This window comes from Burkholderia sp. L-4, assembly GCF_056856535.1.
This window is the reverse complement of sequence record NZ_JBXEOX010000001.1, coordinates 1,110,930-1,127,272: the sequence shown is the minus strand read 5'-3', so window position 1 is coordinate 1,127,272 and position 16,343 is coordinate 1,110,930. Positions and strand designations below refer to the sequence as shown.

The window sequence follows — 16,343 nt, the reverse complement described above, 5'->3', positions numbered from 1 at the left end:
GCGCCGCCGTCAGGCGCCGCGCTGCTCGAAGTCCTTCATGTACTCGACGAGCGCTTTCACGCCCTCGAGCGGCACCGCGTTGTAGATCGACGCCCGCATGCCGCCGACGGACTTGTGGCCCTTCAGCTGCAGCAGCCCGCGCGCCTTTGCGCCGGCGAGGAAGTCTTCATTGCGCGTTTCGTCGGCCAGGAAAAACGGCACGTTCATCCGCGAACGCGCTGCCGGCTCGACCTTGTTCAGATAGAAGCTGCTCGCATCGATCGTGTCGTAGAGCAGCTTCGCCTTTTCGATGTTGCGGGCCTCGATCGCCTCGAGGCCGCCCTGCCGCTTCAGCCACTGGAACACGAGGCCCGCGATGTAGATCGCGTAGGTGGGCGGCGTGTTGTACAGCGAGTTGTTCGCGGCGACGGTCTTCCACTCGAACGCGGACGGGCAGATCGACAGCGCGCGATCGAGCAGATCCTCGCGCACGATCACGACCGTCACGCCGGCCATCCCGATGTTCTTCTGCGCGCCGCCGAACAGCACGCCGTATTTCGCGACGTCCATCGGGCGCGACAGGATGTGCGACGAGACGTCCGCGACCAGCGGCACGTCGCCGAGATCGGGAATCTCGAACGTCTCGACGCCGTCGATCGTCTCGTTGGTGCACAGATGCACGTAGGCCGGATCGTCCGACAGCTGCCATTCGGCGCGTGCGGGCGCACGCGTGAAGCCGTCTTCCGTCTTGCCGGTTGCGGCGAGATGCGGCGTGCAGAACTTCTTCGCCTCATTGAACGACTTCTGCGACCACGACCCCGTCACGACGAAGTCGGCCGTCTTGCGCGAGCCGAGCAGGTTCATCGGCACGATCGCGTTTTCCGCGATGCCGCCCCCCTGCAGGAACAGGATCCGGTGGCTGGCCGGCACGCCGAGCAGGTCGCGCAGGTCGGTCAGCGCGGCCTCGTGGATCGACATGAACTCCTTGCCGCGATGGCTCATCTCCATCACGCTCATGCCGCTGCCGTGCCAGTCGAGCATTTCGTCGGCCGCTTGCCGCAGCACTTCCTCGGGCATCGCCGCAGGGCCGGCGGAGAAATTAAAGACGCGCATCGTGAAAACCTCGGAGGGACGCGACCGGCTCGCCGCCGGCAGACCGCGCCAGAAAAGAAATGGCCGTTTGCGCTCGCGCGCAAACGGCCATTATCGCACTGTCGTCAGGCTCCCGCCAAACCCGGCCGAACGGCCGGGGGCGTGCCCGGACGGCTTTACTTGCCCGGCTTGACTGCTGCGACTTCCTTGTCAGCCTGCGTACGCGTTGCCTGGATCGCTTGCGGCATGTACTTCTGCATCAGGCCGTTGACCACGTCGCGACCGACCTGATCCTGCACCTGGATGAACTTGCGGCCCGTCGGGCTCTTGTAGAACGTCGTCAGATCCTTGATCTCCGACGTGCTGTAGTACTTCGCGTACGCGTCGTACTGAGCCGACATCGCGTCGCTCTGGAACTGCTGCGTACCGAACACCTTGCCCGCGCCGTCGACCAGCTTCGGCACGGCGTTCTTCTGCAGCGTCGGAACGGCAGCCTGCTTCTGCTTGTCGTTCAGCGTCTTGTTTTCCGACAGCGCGTCCGACAGGATCGCCGGCACGAGTTGCTTGGCCTGCATTTCGGCGCTGTTGCCGATTGCCGACACGAGCTTCGGCGCGTCGATCGCGTCGAGCAGATCCTTGATCGCCGCCTTCTTGTCAGCGTCGATCGGCGCAGCTGCCGCGGCGGGCGCCGGTGCGGAATTCGACAGCGCTTGCGCCATCGCGAACGTCGGCACCAGTGCGGCCAGCAGGACCAGTTGCTTGAATTGCTTTTGCATCATCACTCCCTTTTGGAAATATGAATGGTTGCTCGCCGGCCGCGGCGCTTCGCGCCCGCGGCGGTCAGAGTCTCATCCGTTCTTCAGGCTTCGCCGTCCGACGCCTCGTCGGCCTCGCCATCGCCCTCTTCTGCCTCCGCGATCTGCTGCAGGCCGGAGAGCTTGGTACCTTCATCGAGACTGATGAGTGTAACACCTTGCGTGGCCCGTCCCATCTCGCGAATCTCGGAAACGCGGGTGCGAATCAACACGCCCGCCGTCGTGATCAGCATGATCTGATCTTCGGCGTCGACGAGCGTCGCCGCGACGACCTTGCCGTTACGCTCCGACGTCTGGATCGCGATCATACCCTTCGTGCCGCGGCCGTGACGCGTGTATTCGGTGATCGGCGTGCGCTTGCCGTAGCCGTTCTCGGTCGCGGTGAGCACGGTCTGCTCCTCGCTGCCGGCAACCAGCATCGCGATGACCTGCTGCCCGTCCTCGAGCTGCATGCCGCGCACGCCGCGCGCCTCGCGCCCCATCGGACGCACGTCGTTCTCGTCGAAGCGCACGGCCTTGCCGGCGTCGGAGAACAGCATCACGTCGTGCGCGCCGTCGGTGATCGACGCACCGATCAGGTAGTCGCCGTCGTCGAGGCCGACCGCGATGATGCCCTTCTTCATCGGACGGCTGAATGCCTCGAGCGGCGTCTTCTTCACGGTACCGAGCGACGTCGCCATGAAGATGAACTTGTCGGCCGAGAACTCCTTGACCGGCAGCACGACGTTGATCTTCTCGCCTTCCTGCAGCGGGAACATGTTGACGATCGGGCGGCCGCGCGAGTTGCGCGAGCCCTGCGGCACTTCGTAGACCTTGACCCAGTACACGCGGCCGCGGTTCGAGAAGCACAGGATGTAGTCGTGCGTGTTCGCGATGAACAGCGTCTCGATCCAGTCGTCTTCCTTCATCTGCGTCGCCTGCTTGCCGCGGCCGCCGCGCTTCTGCGCGCGGTACTCGGACAGCGGCTGCGACTTCACGTAGCCCGCATGCGACATCGTGACGACCATGTCCTGCGGCGTGATCAGATCCTCGGTGTTCAGCTCGGTCGCGTTCAGCTCGATCCTCGAGCGGCGCGCGTCGCCGAATTCGGCCTTCACCGAAGTCAGCTCCTCGCCGATCATCGTCGTGATCCGCTCGGGGCGCGCGAGGATGTCCAGCAGGTCGGCGATCTGCGCCATCACTTCGCGGTACTCGCCGATGATCTTGTCCTGCTCGAGGCCGGTCAGGCGCTGCAGACGCATCTGCAGGATTTCCTGGGCCTGCGTGTCGGACAGGCGGTACAACCCGTCGCCCTGCATGCCGAACGCCGGGTTCAGGCCTTCCGGACGATACGCGGAACGGCCGCCCGCCGACGCGTTCTCGGCTTCGGCACGGGTCAGCATCTCGCGCACGAGCGACGAATCCCACGGCTTCGCCATCAGCTCCTGCTTCGCGATCGGCGGCGTCGGCGCGGCCTTGATGATCGCGATGAACTCGTCGATGTTCGCGAGCGCGACCGCGAGACCCTCGAGCACGTGGCCGCGTTCGCGGGCCTTGCGCAGTTCGTAGATCGTGCGGCGCGTCAGCACTTCGCGTCGGTGCGACAGGAAGCACTGCAGGATTTCCTTCAGGTTCAGCAGCTTCGGCTGGCCGTCGACGAGCGCGACCATGTTCATGCCGAACGTGTCCTGGAGCTGCGTCGCCTTGTACAGGTTGTTCAGCACCACTTCCGGCACTTCACCGCGCTTGAGCTCGATCACGACGCGCATGCCGCTCTTGTCGGACTCGTCGCGGATGTCGGAGATGCCTTCCAGCTTCTTCTCGTTGACGAGCTCGGCGATCCGCTCGAGCAGCGAGCGCTTGTTCACCTGGTACGGCAGCTCGTCGACGATGATCGCCATCCGCTGGCCGCGGTCGATCTCCTCGAAGTGGGTGGCCGCGCGCATCACGACGCGCCCGCGCCCGGTGCGGTAGCCGTCGCGCACGCCGGCGACGCCGTAGATGATGCCGGCCGTCGGGAAGTCCGGCGCCGGGATGATCTCGATCAGTTCGTCGATCGTCGCTTCGGGGTTGCCCAGCAGGTGCTGACACGCGTCGACGACTTCGTTCAGGTTGTGCGGCGGGATGTTGGTCGCCATGCCGACCGCGATGCCCGACGAGCCGTTGATCAGCAGGTTCGGGATGCGCGCCGGCAGGACGGACGGCTGGGTTTCGTTGCCGTCGTAGTTCGGCTCGAAATCGACCGTTTCCTTGTCGATGTCGGCGAGCAGCTCGTGACCGATCTTCGCCATGCGAATTTCGGTGTAACGCATCGCCGCGGCATTGTCGCCGTCGATCGAGCCGAAGTTGCCTTGCCCGTCGATCAGCATGTAGCGCAGCGAGAAGTCCTGCGCCATCCGCACGATCGTGTCGTAGACCGCGGTATCGCCGTGAGGGTGGTACTTACCGATCACGTCGCCGACGATACGCGCCGACTTCTTGTACGCACGGTTCCAGTCGTTGTTCAGTTCGTGCATCGCGAACAACACGCGCCGGTGCACGGGCTTCAGGCCATCGCGGACATCCGGGAGGGCACGTCCGACGATCACGCTCATCGCGTAATCGAGATACGAACGGCGCATTTCCTCCTCTAGGGAGGTGGGCAGGGTCTCTTTGGCGAATTGATCCATGTATCCGTATCGTTTCGGAGCGAAGACGGCGAACGCCTTTCGCGTGGGCGCTGCATGCGCAACGCAACGCGAGATTCTAACATGCGCCCATCAGCCGCCAATTCGCGACCCCTCTATATATAAATAGCAAAAATCGCGGCAGCGGCAATTCGACCGACATCGCACGCGACGCGACGTCGCAGGCCATCCCGTCACGCGTGTTTCGCGCGCACGTGTAAACAACAGCACACATTCGCGCAATTTCGCCGACACACTCTTGACAATCTCTAAAAGTTGCGGCAGGGCGGTGTTGCGCATGCACCACAAAGTTGAAGCGATCTTAGGGTGGGGAGGATTTTTTTTCGTAGGAAGGGAACGATATGGCAAAATGCCAACGCACTGAAAGTTAGACGCTGCTCGAAGTCTACACAGAGCGGTGCCGCGTTTTTTGTGCCGCACCAATGTTATACTTCGAGCAATGTATGACTTGTCACCGTCAACAGGCTCGCAGTAAACCTGCGGTAATCTCAATTTCGAGAGGAGAAATATGAATAAACTTTCAAAGCTCGCGTTCATTGCAGCTACCGCAGTTATGGCTGCATCCGCTTCGGCACAGTCGGTGCCGGCGTCGCGTCAAGCCGTCAATGACAACTGGGTGAACGGCACGGGCGAATGGGTGTGGATGAACGGCACGAACGAGCTCTGCTGGCGCGATGCGTTCTGGACGCCGGCCACCGCCAACGCGAAGTGCGATGGCGCACTGGTCGCCCAGGCACCGCAGCCGCCGGTCGCTCCGGTCGCTCCGGCCATCACGAGCCAGAAGATCACGTATCAAGCCGACGCACTGTTCGACTTCGACAAGGCAACGCTCAAGCCGCTGGGCAAGCAAAAGCTGGACGAACTGGCTTCGAAGATCGAAGGCATGAACACGGAAGTCGTCGTTGCAACGGGCTACACGGACCGCATCGGTTCGGACAAGTACAACGACCGTCTGTCGCTGCGCCGTGCGCAAGCCGTGAAGTCGTACCTGGTCAGCAAGGGTGTGCCGGCCAACAAGATCTACACGGAAGGCAAGGGCAAGCGCAACCCGGTTACGACTGGCTGCAACCAGAAGAACCGCAAGCAGCTCATCGCCTGCCTCGCACCGGACCGCCGCGTGGAAGTCGAAGTGGTTGGTACGCAGCAAGTGCAGAAGACGACCGTTCCGGCAAACTAAGCCGCGGTTTTCGACTGCTTCAAAGCCCCGCTCCGGCGGGGCTTTTTCATTGATGCCCGTCCGGGCGCTCGTCGCTTCGCCGCTCGCCTGCTTCTTATATACTCGGGTCTGACGAACCGCAGCACCGCCCTCCTCCTGTAGCCCGTTTGCCGACATGACCAACGCCGATCCGCACGAACTCCAGAAATTCAGCGACCTCGCCCACCGGTGGTGGGATCCGAATGCCGAATTCAAGCCGCTGCACGACCTGAACCCGGTCCGGCTCGGCTGGATCGATGCGCACGCGCACCTGGCCGGCAAACGCGCGCTCGACATCGGCTGCGGCGGCGGCATCCTGTCCGAATCGATGGCCGGACTCGGCGCCCAGGTGAAGGGCATCGACCTGTCGACCGAAGCGCTTGGCGTCGCCGACCTCCACAGCCTCGAAAGCGGCATCATGGTCGACTACGAGGCGATCGCCGCCGAAGCGATCGCCGCGCGCGAACCGGGCACCTACGACGTCGTCACGTGCATGGAAATGCTCGAGCACGTGCCGTCGCCCGGCGATATCGTCGCCGCATGCGCGACGCTCGTGAAGCCGGGCGGCTGGGTGTTCTTCTCGACGCTGAACCGCAACCTGAAGTCCTACCTGTTCGCGGTGATCGGCGCGGAGTACATCGCGCAGATGCTGCCGAAGGGCACGCACGACTACGCGCGTTTCATCCGTCCGTCGGAACTGGCGGGCTTCGTGCGCGCGACCGATCTGCACATCGTGGAGATCAAGGGCATCACGTATCACCCGATCGGCAAGCGCTTCGCGCTGTCGAACGACACCGACATCAACTACCTCATCGCGTGCCGCCGCGGCGCGTGACCTTCCGACCGGCATGACGACTCCCCTTTCGACCGCGCGGGCAGCCGACGAACCGCGCCTGCTGCACTGCGATGCCGTGCTGTTCGACCTCGACGGCACGCTCGCCGACACGGCGCCCGATCTCGCGGCGGCCGTCAACAAGATGCAACGCGAGCGCGGCCTGCCCGAAACGTCGCTCGACGTGTTGCGGCCGCTGGCCTCGGCCGGCGCGCGCGGCCTGCTCGGCGGCGCGTTCGGCATCGATCCGCACACGCCCGGCTACGAAGCGATGCGCGACGAGTTCCTGGCCAACTACGCGACGGATCTCTGCGTGCATACGGTGCTGTTCCCGGGCATCGGCGACGTGCTCGACGAACTCGATGCGCGCGGCGTGCGCTGGGGGATCGTCACGAACAAGGCGATGCGGCTCACGGCGCCACTCGTCGACCTGCTCGGTCTCGCACCGCGCGCCGCTTGCATCGTCGGGGGCGACACAACGCCGCACCCGAAGCCGCACCCGGCCCCGCTGCTGCACGCGGCCGACCAGTTGACGCTCGCACCCGCGCGCATCGTCTACGTCGGCGACGACCTGCGCGACATTCAGGCCGGCAGCGCGGCCGGCATGGCGACGGTCGCGGCCGCGTACGGCTATTGCGGCGACGGCGTCGCACCGACCGACTGGCAGGCGCAGCATCTCGTCGATACGACGCAGGAACTGCGCGAACTGCTGCGCGATGTTGGGCTATAATGATTGATCTTATCCGCGGGGGCGACCTGGTTTCGACAGGGGTTGTGAAGCGGCTAGGGCATGTCGAGGACCCGTCACCTCGTTAATCAATGGGAAAATCGTAACTGCAAACGACGATACGTTCGCACTGGCAGCCTAAGGGCCGCCGTCCTCTGCCTAGTTCACTGACGGGCTAGTGTCGCAAGACCGGTAGCAATACCGCCAGAGGTCATTTACGTCAGTTAAGCCCTGTCGGCGTCGCGACGCCAGGGTCGAAAATCTAGCGAATCGCCGTAGTGCAGCGTGTTCGTCCGCGTCGCTGCGGTTAAATCAAAAGACTGGACTAAACATGTAGAACTAGTCGTGGAGCGCTTCTGGACGCGGGTTCGATTCCCGCCGCCTCCACCAAATTCCCTTCCAAGATGTTCCGAGGAAGTACAGAAACCCGCGATAGCTCAAGGCTTCGCGGGTTTTTTCATTCCGAATTGGTCCGGATTAGTCCGTAGACAGCCGGGGGCAAGTGGGGGCAAGATTGGGGGCATGCAGGTTTCACTCGCCAGCTGTTGCCCCCAACGAGGCGCCCCATGCCACTGACCGATACCGCGATTAAGAACGCCAAGCCGGCCGACAAACCAGCCCGTCTGTTCGACGGCGGCGGCCTGTACCTGGAAATTGCCCCCAGCGGGGGCAAGTGGTGGCGACTCAAATACCGCTTCGGAGGCAAGGAAAAGCGCATCTCTCTGGGCGTCTACCCTGATGTGCCCCTGAAAGAGGCCCGCGAGCGGCGCGACAAAGCGCGTGCGCTGCTGGACGGCGGCACCGATCCCGGCGAGGCCAAGAAGGCCGAGAAGCGAGCCGCTCGGTTGAGCACTGAAAACTCGTTCGAGGCGGTCGCCCGGGAATGGCATGCGAAGTACGCGCCCAGCTGGTCCGCCAGCCACGGCGCCCGCCTGCTCCGCCGGCTTGAGGTCGACGCCTTTCCATGGATCGGCGGTAAGGCCATTGCAGACCTCGCGCCGCCGGACGTGCTTGATGCGCTGCGCCGAGTTGAAAAGCGCGGTGCGCTCGAGACTGCCCACCGCCTCCATGCCAACATCAGCCAGGTGTGCCGGTATGCCGTGGCGACCGGACGCGCACAGCGTGATGTCACGGCCGACCTCCGCGGCGCGCTGCCGCCGGTTCAGCAGGAGCATATGGCCGCGCTCACCGATCCGAAGCAGGTCGCCGAGCTGCTGCGCGCGATCGACGGCTACCAAGGCACCTTCCCGGTGGTATGCGCCCTTCGCCTCGCTCCACTGCTCTTCCAACGGCCTGGCGAACTGCGCGCCGCCGAGTGGGCCGAACTCGACCTCGATGCGGGGATCTGGGAGATTCCTAGCGACCGAATGAAGCGCACCAAACAGGGCAAAGCCTCCGGTGGCGCCCATATCGTGCCGCTGTCGACTCAGGCAGTCATGGTTCTGCGCGAATTGCACGCGCTGACGGGTAATGGCCGATTCCTGTTTCCGAGCGTACGGACGAAGGATCGCCCCATGTCCGACAACACGATCAACGGCGCGCTACGCCGGCTGGGGTACGACGGCGACACGATGACCGGTCATGGCTTCCGCGCGATGGCCCGCACGATCCTGGATGAGGTGCTGGGCTTGCCTGCGGCAATCATTGAGGCACAACTCGCCCACGCGGTGAAAGACCCCCTCGGGCGCGCGTACAACCGCACTGCCCACCTCCCCCAACGTCGCGAAATGATGCAGCGATGGGCCGACTACCTCGACCGGCTCAAGGCAGGAGCGAACGTCATCGAGATTAATTCGGTTCGCGGGTAGCCGATAGGTCAACCGGCCGCTTGTATGCGCACCAGAGACGCAGGCACCGGCACAATGAAAAAGCCCCGCTCGGAGCGGGGCTTTCGTCACTCTTGGGTAAGCTCCCAGAGCGAGCTCAAGTACGAGGCAAGGATTTCGTGATCGATCTCCTTCTGCGCGACGCGCACAATCACCTCTTCAAGTTCCGGGGTACGTGGGATGGGATAGCCTTCCCGCTCCAGATAGGTGAGAGCACACGTCAAAGCAGTCCGCTTGTTGCCGTCGTTGAAAACGTGCCCACAAGCTATCGCGACACCATACATGGCCGCAATGCCGAAGATGTCGTCGATACCGTTGTAAAAAGCGTGATTTTCGACCCGTGCTAGAGCGGCGATGACCCCATCCCGGCCGCCTCCCGCAAACCCTCCAAGGCCACCAAACTCAACTAGGATGGCATCGTGCGCGGTGATGACGTAGTCGACCTCGAGCAATCAGCGATCCTTCAAGGCGATGAGTACATCCCTGTGCTCATCCATCACTTTGTGGATCGACTCGAGGACCTCGCGCTTTTCTGCGGGCGTGGAGACGCGGACCGAAGATTTCGGCCGAATGATCACACGCGGCTTGATTTCTACGCCGTAGAGTTCAGTGATTTTTCGTTCCATATCGTGTCCTCCCGCAGACTGAGATGCGGTGCGATATCGCACCTGTGATCCCGCCTGCACCAACTGACGGCACCGCTAACTGTGTCAACAAAATTGTACGCGTGAATCTATAGCTTTGCTATTGACAGCAGGTTTTTTGATGCGTTCGGAACTGTAAATGTTGTTTCGACGGTCGAATTTCAAGGCACCACGGTGCTGTGGCACGAAATCGACACGGCAAATCTACACAGTCAAAATACGCGTCGCTGGTCGAGCGACGCCACAGGCTCAATCTTCCGAAGTTGCAATCAATTGCAATCCCGGGAGTTGGCGCCCCTCTGGGCTGGTATTGACATGGCAACGGCAACATCCGCGGCCTCCGATCGTGGGCTCTGTTTGGGGGACATACCCTCATGCGCCACAAAACCCCGCCCTTTCGGACGGAGGTTGGTTCAAAATCTGTCACCAGACCGATGTCGGCCAGATGAGCAGGGCCAGGATTGCGAGCCAGATGGCCCACTTCCACAACCGACTCATGCTTACTTCTCCTACTAGCCCCAGCCCGGCGGGCCAGCGGCAGCATGTCTAGGTGTTCAAACCTGGACATGCCGCGGAGAAATGCCGAGTGGAAAATGGAATGGCGCGGCACACGGATCATCCCGATCGGAGCAGCGGCGGGCTGACGGGCGCTGCGGAGGCCATATGGAAATCGTCACGGCGTATCTCGCTGGCATCGTCACTGCAGGCCTCCTCTGGTTCCTCGTGCGCTGGTTCGAAGTCTCACGTGATCCCGAACTGGAAGCCGTTTATCGGCAACGCGCCGAGCAAGATCGAATGCGGCGCCAGCGGCGCAAGGACGAGTCGGCGCGCCGAGGCAGGGGATGAGCCCGGCGCAGCGTCTGCGCACCGCGCCTCGCGCGCGCACGTGCGCATAGTGGCTGCATCGCATCGATGCACGCCCATTGAACGCCACACGGGGAGGCAACACATGAGAGCATCGAACGGGTTCACGCGCCTCGGCGCAGTGCTGAAGGTCGTCGGATACGTCCTCTTCGCCTTCGCCGCATCCGCGTGGATTTTCGGGCCCGCGGGCGTGGCCGGCGCGCTCTTCTTCGGCGTGCCTGCGGCTGGGGTCTGGGCGCTCGGTTGGCTGATTGGCGGACTCAGTGCGACCTAGGCAGCGGCGAATCTCCTCCTAGTAGCGGCCGCCGCATAATCGCGTCGAGCATATCCGTTAAGGTCGCTCCAGTGGCCGGCAATCCAAGCTGTCATGGAATCGATCGGAGTCGTCACACATCCAGATTTCATCGAATTGATGCTGGGGCAGTCGGCCACGCACGAGCGCAACGAGGCGATCCCATTCGTCAGGGTAGTAGAGCGAATTCAGCACGCAGCGCACGATCAACACGGTGTGCTCGGGGTAGACCTTTTCGACCTTGCCCAGAATGCTTTTCAGCACGACGTCACCCATCGCATGCACGAAGTCCTCATTGCCATGAACGACCACCTCAGACGCGATTTCCCGATTTCCACGGCGCCGAGTGCCCGAAACGCTCAGCCCGTCAACACCATAGGCAAATCCGACTGTATCTAGCCGCTCGCGCAGCAGGTGGTCGTTCTCGTGTGCAGCGCTGGTCACTTCCAGGTAACCAGCGGCCGGATAGTATCCGTGGTCAATGTAGCCCCCTCGTTGCTCCATAGTTGCATCGGGACGCTGATTTCCGCTAGACCAGCAAATGGAGATATAGCGCCCCGTCCGATAATGCGACTGGAGGTATCGGCAGATCGGAAGCAGTTCCTCGATCAGCCGCTTCTCAAAGGTTGATGGCCTGAGCCTGAGCCGTGTCGCCGAGTCCGGATGTCGCCATACAGTCTCGAACAATTCATACACCCGGGCACAGAACTGCAGGCCATCTAGCAACACACCATCCACACGGGCATATGCACTGTCCATTTGATCTCCGAGGCTCTGCCGCCAATTCGCTACGCTCCCCGAGAGCTTACCCGTTCCCGGCAGAGCGCCGCCTCCGTGTTGAGCACTATCGGAACCGCGGGATCGCCATGCAGAGGTCGTGGAACCGCCGGAGCGACTCGGTATAGCCCGTCAGCTCACCGATGCCGTGCGTGCGCACCAGCGGCCCGATACGGCGGCCAGCGATGCTTGGCGGCTCACCCTCGGGGATCCAGTAGCCGACACGGAAGCCACGCCGCCGTGGCCGCTCTTTGACCTTGCCGAGCATGATCGCACCGAGCATCGCCGGCCGCACCGCGTCGGCGGGTATCCCGAACTTGAGGGAAATCGCCTCTGCGGAATAGACGCGACCGGGCACCAGGTCGCGCAGCACATTCTCGAAGGTGAACGGCGGTGGGTTCTTGCGGGCCCTCAATCCCCCCTCCCCTCGCCGACGTCGGAAAGGAGCTCGCCGAGCGCGATCTTCGTCAGGCGCATGTGCCGCTCCTGCTCGTCGTGGATCAGCCGCAGGCGGCGCTCGTATTCGACAGCGGCCTCCGGATGGAAGTCGCGCAGATAGCGAAGCTTGTTGCCGCTCTCGTTCAGCCACGCCGTGCAATGCATGCAGTCGAGCGAGCCGAGACCGTATTCATACGACCTGGGAACCTCGACGCCCTCGGCACGCAGGTAGGCGAACACGTCCTCTCTCGACCAATCGCGTAAGGGGAACAGATACGCGCCCCCGTTGGGATCGGGCTCCGCGTTCAAGAGCGCGTTATTCGTCAGTTTCTCGTCTGCACGATCGCCCCGGATCAGCAGATCGACGCCATGTGCGTTGATCGCGTTGTGGAGCGGTAGCCACCAGTTGCTCCAACAGCAATCGAACTTCGAATGAATCTTGAATCTCGGCGCCGACGCCTCGGCCATGCGCCCGGCGGGCGTTGCGCTCAACGGCACCATGTCGGCTGGAAAGGTCTGCTCGGGCGCGTGTCCTCGAATGTAGCCGGGCCCCTTCACCTCGATGAAGTTCGGCACGAGCTTCCGGATCTGTTCCATCTGCTCAATGGTTTCGGGATACGGGTCGCCAGCGTTCGCCCAGAAGACCGTCAGCCAGCGCCAGTAGCGGCGCGCCAGGTTCAGGCACGCGAGCGAGTCCTTGCCGCCCGAGAACAGCAATCCCGGGCGCTTGTGCGCCAGGATCGCCTCCAAGACCATGTGCTCGGTCAGCGCGAATTTCAGCGCACGCTCGGAAAGCGGCTCGGTGTCGTCGGTGGCATGGCCGATGATCAGTTCCATGTCCGGTTTGCTCATGGTCTCGCTCATTCCGGAAGCTCCTCGACGGGCGTCATGCGCAGGAGAACCACCTGTCGGCGCGACTCGACCGGCCGGCGCTGCCGACTGACGAGATCGACGGCACGCCGCTCGGTTTCGGAGATTGCTTCATCCGGTGCACATGGGAAGAACTCGCCGTTAGCGCTGATTCCCGTGAAGGCGCCCCCAGAGGCCGACAAACGGCGGATCCGCACGACCAAGGTCTCGATGCCACTCCCAGCGCTGAGCCCGCGTGCGGCACGCTCGAGGCGCCTAATGCGTGCTTTGAGATTGATAGTTGCCATCGTCCTTGCCCTCCAAGACCGCGAGCCGTTTCTCGAGCTCGTCCACTTCGATGATTCGTGCCTGCGCGGAGATGACCTGCATCACCGCATTCGCCTCGTCCGGCGTGATTCGTCCGCCCGCCATCGCATGCATGACCGCCGCCCCCTGCTCGGCGAGCGAGCCCGTCAACTCAGGCAGATCGACCGGTGCATCCTTCGCCTTGATTACCGGGATGCATCGATCGATGCAGATGCGCAGCGCAGTCGTATCGCCCGCCTTGGCGAGCTCGACAGCTTTCGCCACCAGGTCGACGGCGTGCGGCTGGAGCAACTCGCGCAGCGCGGTGCGCTTGTCGCGCGTGCCCTTCGGCTTGCCGGCCGGATTGCCGCTCTGCCCCTTCTTGAACTGGGTCATCGCCCTGATTTCCCCCTGCTAAATTCAGCCTCACCGATCAGAGCCATTACCGCTTCCACTCGTGCTTCCATGCACCGGAAGCGAGATCCAGATACCGGCCCGGCGCGTTTGGGTCATCTCTGAGCTGCTGGCTCGCTTTGTCGAACCAAAGTCGCGTCGGCCCCTCCCAAGCGAAGTGGCGCTGCTTCTCGCAGAGCAAGAGCACGTCGGGAACGCGACGCAGCTCTTCAATCTTCGCGGCTCGTTTCGCCTCGTCCTGAAGCTGGCGCGCCGCCTGAACGCTGTTTTCCTTATGCTTGTTGCGATGGACGATCAGCACGTTGTCGACCAGGTCCGTGATTTCGCCGGCGCCCTTGATATCGAACTTGTCCGGCGCAGATTTCTCTGTGTCGCCCTTGCGGATGTGATGCACGAGATGGATATGCACGCCGGTATCTCGAGCCAACACGCAAAGCGAATCGACGAAGCGCGCCTGCCCGGCGTAATCGTCCGGCGCCATGCCGCACTTCATGAGGCTGTCGATGACCATGTGGTCGACGCCCAACTCCTTCCGGCAGTACCGCGTGACCGCGACCATTCGGTCCCTCGTCATCGCACCGCGATGCCCGTACAGCCAGAGGCGCGCATCAGTCCAGCGGTGGAATTTCGTGATGTGGTCGATGGATGGCGATGCGCCGCCGGACGACTGCGTGCACATCCGACTCATGGTCGCCTGCATTGGCATTTCGAGTGATGCGATACATGCGCGGCGACCCTGCGCCATCGCATCCAACATTACGTAGCCGAGCGCGCCGGATTTGCCGTGTCCGTTCACGCCGGCCCAGAGCGTTACCTCGCCTGAGCGGAACTTGAGGTTGTCGCCCACCGAGGGCCACGGCGACGGGTCGCCGGCCACTTCTTCGGCGCCGTGGAACATGCGGATAACGTCGTCCATGAATTCGGACGCCGGGCGCACATCGGCACGACCGTCGTCCGCGTCATTGACGTAGGCGTTCCAGTCGATCGAATCGGGAATAGTTCGAGCCATCAGTTCACCTCCTTGGTGTTTTCGTTTCGTTCGGCCGCGAGCTGCACGACGAGCTCGCACGCGTGGTCATAGGGATTCGGCAGCGTGTCGCCGAGGGCATCGAATAGGCGGCGCGCCAGCGTGTGCGATGCCGGCCAGCACATCGGCGCGATCGGCATCGGGAACCAGTCGAAGAGCGCGAAGTCCTCGCCCGGCACCGTGCGCCTCTCGCCGCAATGCACGCGCGGCCCTTCGCGGAACGTGAGCACCAGCGTGTCGGGCACCACGGCCGCGATGTCAGCGAGCGTGCGCAGCAGATCGCTCCAGGGCACATCCGCCGACGCGAATACCTCGACGTCGAGCGCGGCAACAGGACGCCAGTCGTAGGGCTGGCCGGCGGCGGCCGAGAGCGTCACGTTGTCGAAACGCAGCGGCCCTGCGAGCGTCACGAGAACCGGCAGTTCCGGCACCCGACCGGCTCGGCGCATGGACACGAGCGCGGCACCGTTGGAGGGATAGCGATGGCTCATGACACGGGCGCCCAAGGGTCGAAGGCTTGGCCGTTTGCCGCGCCAGCACCAAGCGGCAACTCGTCTTCCCAGCGACGTTGATTGAGGTATGTCAGGGGCGCAGGCTCGTAGCCGTCCAGCCATTGCCGGGTCGCTTTCATCGCTACCACGTGTCCGATTACCTGCTCGGCGATGGCATCCAGACAAGCCCCCCGCCACTTCTCCCGGCACTTGGCCTTCGCCACCTTCCGGCCCGTGGACGGCCATACATCCCAGAAGCGACCGAACTCGGATGAGCCATTGGGCGATGCCGAGTCACCGCGAGGTGACGATATGTTTTTTATTGAAGATGGAGATGGAGAAGAAGAGCCGTCACCCAAGGGGGGCTTTGGTGAAGCTTTGGTGCTATCACCCAACGGGGGCTTTGGTGCACCCTTCGATACGCTGTCGTCGGTCTGAAATCGCGACGACTCGCCACGAACCGAACGCACGTACTCGTCCTTGACCATCCGCGACGAGTACCAGATCGGCCCTTCCTGCTCGGCAACCAACGTCACCGGCTCGCCGTCACGGCGGCCGGAGCGCGGCACGTAGATGCACGCGGTACACGGCTGCCCGTTGTCGGCGCCCTTCAACACGCCCTTGCTAACGATGGCCCTGAGCGTCACGAGCGGCGCGCCGATCGCCTGTGCGATCTCCTTGAGCGGCCAGCGCAGAACGCCGTATTCCTCCGAGTCGTGCAGTAGGCACATCACGTCGATCCACACGCCCTTCTCAGCGTGTGTGCAGCGCCGCAGGTTGCTGTTCGCCTGCCAGTCGCCCGGGTAAAACTGGAACGATGGGCGGGTCATACCGGCAGCCCCATCGCATCTTTCATGCGCCGGATCTGCACCGCGCTACGGTGCCGGATTTCCAGACGCATGAGATAGCTGCAGCGAGCGCGCAGGACGCGCGTGCCGGCGGCGCACATCAGCCGCCCGAGCGCGTCGATACGCAACTCGCGCGCGTGGTCATCGATAGATCGCCCGAGTGCGGCCGAAGAGCGAATGGCGGCGCGCGTCGACCAGCTTCGCAACTGGATCGTACCAACGCGGCGCGCGCGAGTCGCAAGGTTTGCCGTCATGGCGCGC

At 63.3% G+C, this 16,343-nt stretch carries 20 protein-coding genes and 1 other RNA gene; 7 read left to right on the top strand and 14 right to left on the bottom strand.

Annotated elements, in window-relative coordinates:
• Positions 1–9: 9 nt before the first annotated feature.
• The 3 genes from serC to gyrA all read right to left on the bottom strand — a co-directional run bounded on the left by serC (position 10) and on the right by gyrA (position 4,534).
• The gene (gene serC / locus AC1VVG_RS05300) at positions 10–1,092 is read right to left on the bottom strand and encodes a 3-phosphoserine/phosphohydroxythreonine transaminase (RefSeq protein WP_034187424.1); all 1,083 of its coding nucleotides are present in this window, start codon (positions 1,090–1,092) and stop codon (positions 10–12) included.
• 155 nt (positions 1,093–1,247) lie between these two features.
• On the bottom strand, positions 1,248–1,847 hold the full coding sequence (locus AC1VVG_RS05295; protein ID WP_034187466.1) for a DUF2059 domain-containing protein: 600 nt from the start codon (positions 1,845–1,847) through the stop codon (positions 1,248–1,250).
• An 83-nt stretch (positions 1,848–1,930) separates the two neighbouring features.
• Positions 1,931–4,534, bottom strand: coding sequence for a DNA gyrase subunit A (gene gyrA / locus AC1VVG_RS05290; RefSeq protein WP_034187423.1), 2,604 nt, complete (start codon positions 4,532–4,534; stop codon positions 1,931–1,933).
• Between the two features lie 526 nt (positions 4,535–5,060).
• Between gyrA and ompA the strand changes: the two genes are divergently transcribed.
• From ompA to AC1VVG_RS05265, 5 genes are all read left to right on the top strand, one after another.
• Positions 5,061–5,729, top strand: coding sequence for an outer membrane protein OmpA (gene ompA / locus AC1VVG_RS05285; RefSeq protein ID WP_006476579.1), 669 nt, complete (start codon positions 5,061–5,063; stop codon positions 5,727–5,729).
• A gap of 154 nt (positions 5,730–5,883) precedes the next feature.
• On the top strand, positions 5,884–6,582 hold the full coding sequence (ubiG, locus tag AC1VVG_RS05280) for a bifunctional 2-polyprenyl-6-hydroxyphenol methylase/3-demethylubiquinol 3-O-methyltransferase UbiG (protein WP_034187422.1): 699 nt from the start codon (positions 5,884–5,886) through the stop codon (positions 6,580–6,582).
• Positions 6,583–6,595: 13 nt separating this feature from the next.
• Positions 6,596–7,309 (top strand): phosphoglycolate phosphatase, encoded by a 714-nt coding sequence (gph, locus tag AC1VVG_RS05275; protein WP_059557125.1) that lies wholly within the window; start codon positions 6,596–6,598, stop codon positions 7,307–7,309.
• A 17-nt stretch (positions 7,310–7,326) separates the two neighbouring features.
• Positions 7,327–7,696, top strand: a transfer-messenger RNA (tmRNA) gene (gene ssrA, locus AC1VVG_RS05270).
• Positions 7,697–7,872: 176 nt separating this feature from the next.
• Positions 7,873–9,114: a tyrosine-type recombinase/integrase gene (locus AC1VVG_RS05265; RefSeq protein ID WP_060174720.1), complete on the top strand. Its 1,242-nt coding sequence runs from the start codon at positions 7,873–7,875 to the stop codon at positions 9,112–9,114.
• Between the two features lie 86 nt (positions 9,115–9,200).
• Here the strand turns inward: AC1VVG_RS05265 and AC1VVG_RS05260 are convergent, their stop codons facing one another.
• Positions 9,201–9,584, bottom strand: coding sequence for a type II toxin-antitoxin system death-on-curing family toxin (locus tag AC1VVG_RS05260; RefSeq protein ID WP_060174719.1), 384 nt, complete (start codon positions 9,582–9,584; stop codon positions 9,201–9,203).
• Entirely contained in the window at positions 9,585–9,758 is a 174-nt protein-coding gene (locus AC1VVG_RS05255; protein WP_196487892.1) for a hypothetical protein, read from the bottom strand.
• 681 nt (positions 9,759–10,439) lie between these two features.
• Here AC1VVG_RS05255 and AC1VVG_RS05250 point away from each other — a divergent pair.
• Both AC1VVG_RS05250 and AC1VVG_RS05245 read left to right on the top strand, forming a co-directional pair.
• Positions 10,440–10,622 carry a hypothetical protein gene (locus AC1VVG_RS05250; RefSeq protein WP_482835324.1) on the top strand — a complete coding sequence of 61 codons (183 nt, stop codon included), beginning with the start codon at positions 10,440–10,442 and terminating at the stop codon, positions 10,620–10,622.
• Between the two features lie 103 nt (positions 10,623–10,725).
• The gene (locus AC1VVG_RS05245) at positions 10,726–10,914 is read left to right on the top strand and encodes a hypothetical protein (RefSeq protein WP_482835323.1); all 189 of its coding nucleotides are present in this window, start codon (positions 10,726–10,728) and stop codon (positions 10,912–10,914) included.
• A gap of 57 nt (positions 10,915–10,971) precedes the next feature.
• Here AC1VVG_RS05245 and AC1VVG_RS05240 read toward each other — a convergent pair whose 3' ends face one another.
• The 9 genes from AC1VVG_RS05240 to AC1VVG_RS05200 all read right to left on the bottom strand — a co-directional run bounded on the left by AC1VVG_RS05240 (position 10,972) and on the right by AC1VVG_RS05200 (position 16,336).
• Positions 10,972–11,691 (bottom strand): hypothetical protein, encoded by a 720-nt coding sequence (locus tag AC1VVG_RS05240; protein WP_063812536.1) that lies wholly within the window; start codon positions 11,689–11,691, stop codon positions 10,972–10,974.
• Positions 11,692–11,776: 85 nt separating this feature from the next.
• Entirely contained in the window at positions 11,777–12,124 is a 348-nt protein-coding gene (locus AC1VVG_RS05235) for a hypothetical protein (protein ID WP_060174715.1), read from the bottom strand.
• Positions 12,121–13,011 carry a phosphoadenosine phosphosulfate reductase family protein gene (locus tag AC1VVG_RS05230; RefSeq protein ID WP_482835322.1) on the bottom strand — a complete coding sequence of 297 codons (891 nt, stop codon included), beginning with the start codon at positions 13,009–13,011 and terminating at the stop codon, positions 12,121–12,123. Before AC1VVG_RS05230 ends, AC1VVG_RS05235 begins: the two co-directional genes overlap by 4 nt.
• Entirely contained in the window at positions 13,008–13,304 is a 297-nt protein-coding gene (locus AC1VVG_RS05225; protein ID WP_155638015.1) for a hypothetical protein, read from the bottom strand. The genes AC1VVG_RS05230 and AC1VVG_RS05225 overlap by 4 nt, the downstream gene beginning before the upstream one ends.
• Complete coding sequence (locus tag AC1VVG_RS05220) at positions 13,273–13,698, bottom strand: DUF5681 domain-containing protein (protein WP_060174713.1); 426 nt, start codon at positions 13,696–13,698, stop codon at positions 13,273–13,275. The genes AC1VVG_RS05225 and AC1VVG_RS05220 overlap by 32 nt, the downstream gene beginning before the upstream one ends.
• Before the next feature lie 46 nt (positions 13,699–13,744).
• Entirely contained in the window at positions 13,745–14,725 is a 981-nt protein-coding gene (locus AC1VVG_RS05215) for an AAA family ATPase (RefSeq protein ID WP_060174712.1), read from the bottom strand.
• Positions 14,725–15,234, bottom strand: a complete 510-nt coding sequence (locus AC1VVG_RS05210) for a hypothetical protein (RefSeq protein WP_060174711.1) — start codon at positions 15,232–15,234, stop codon at positions 14,725–14,727. Before AC1VVG_RS05210 ends, AC1VVG_RS05215 begins: the two co-directional genes overlap by 1 nt.
• On the bottom strand, positions 15,231–16,064 hold the full coding sequence (locus AC1VVG_RS05205; RefSeq protein WP_015602375.1) for a hypothetical protein: 834 nt from the start codon (positions 16,062–16,064) through the stop codon (positions 15,231–15,233). Before AC1VVG_RS05205 ends, AC1VVG_RS05210 begins: the two co-directional genes overlap by 4 nt.
• On the bottom strand, positions 16,061–16,336 hold the full coding sequence (locus AC1VVG_RS05200) for a hypothetical protein (protein ID WP_060174741.1): 276 nt from the start codon (positions 16,334–16,336) through the stop codon (positions 16,061–16,063). The genes AC1VVG_RS05205 and AC1VVG_RS05200 overlap by 4 nt, the downstream gene beginning before the upstream one ends.
• Between the last annotated feature and the right edge of the window lie 7 nt (positions 16,337–16,343).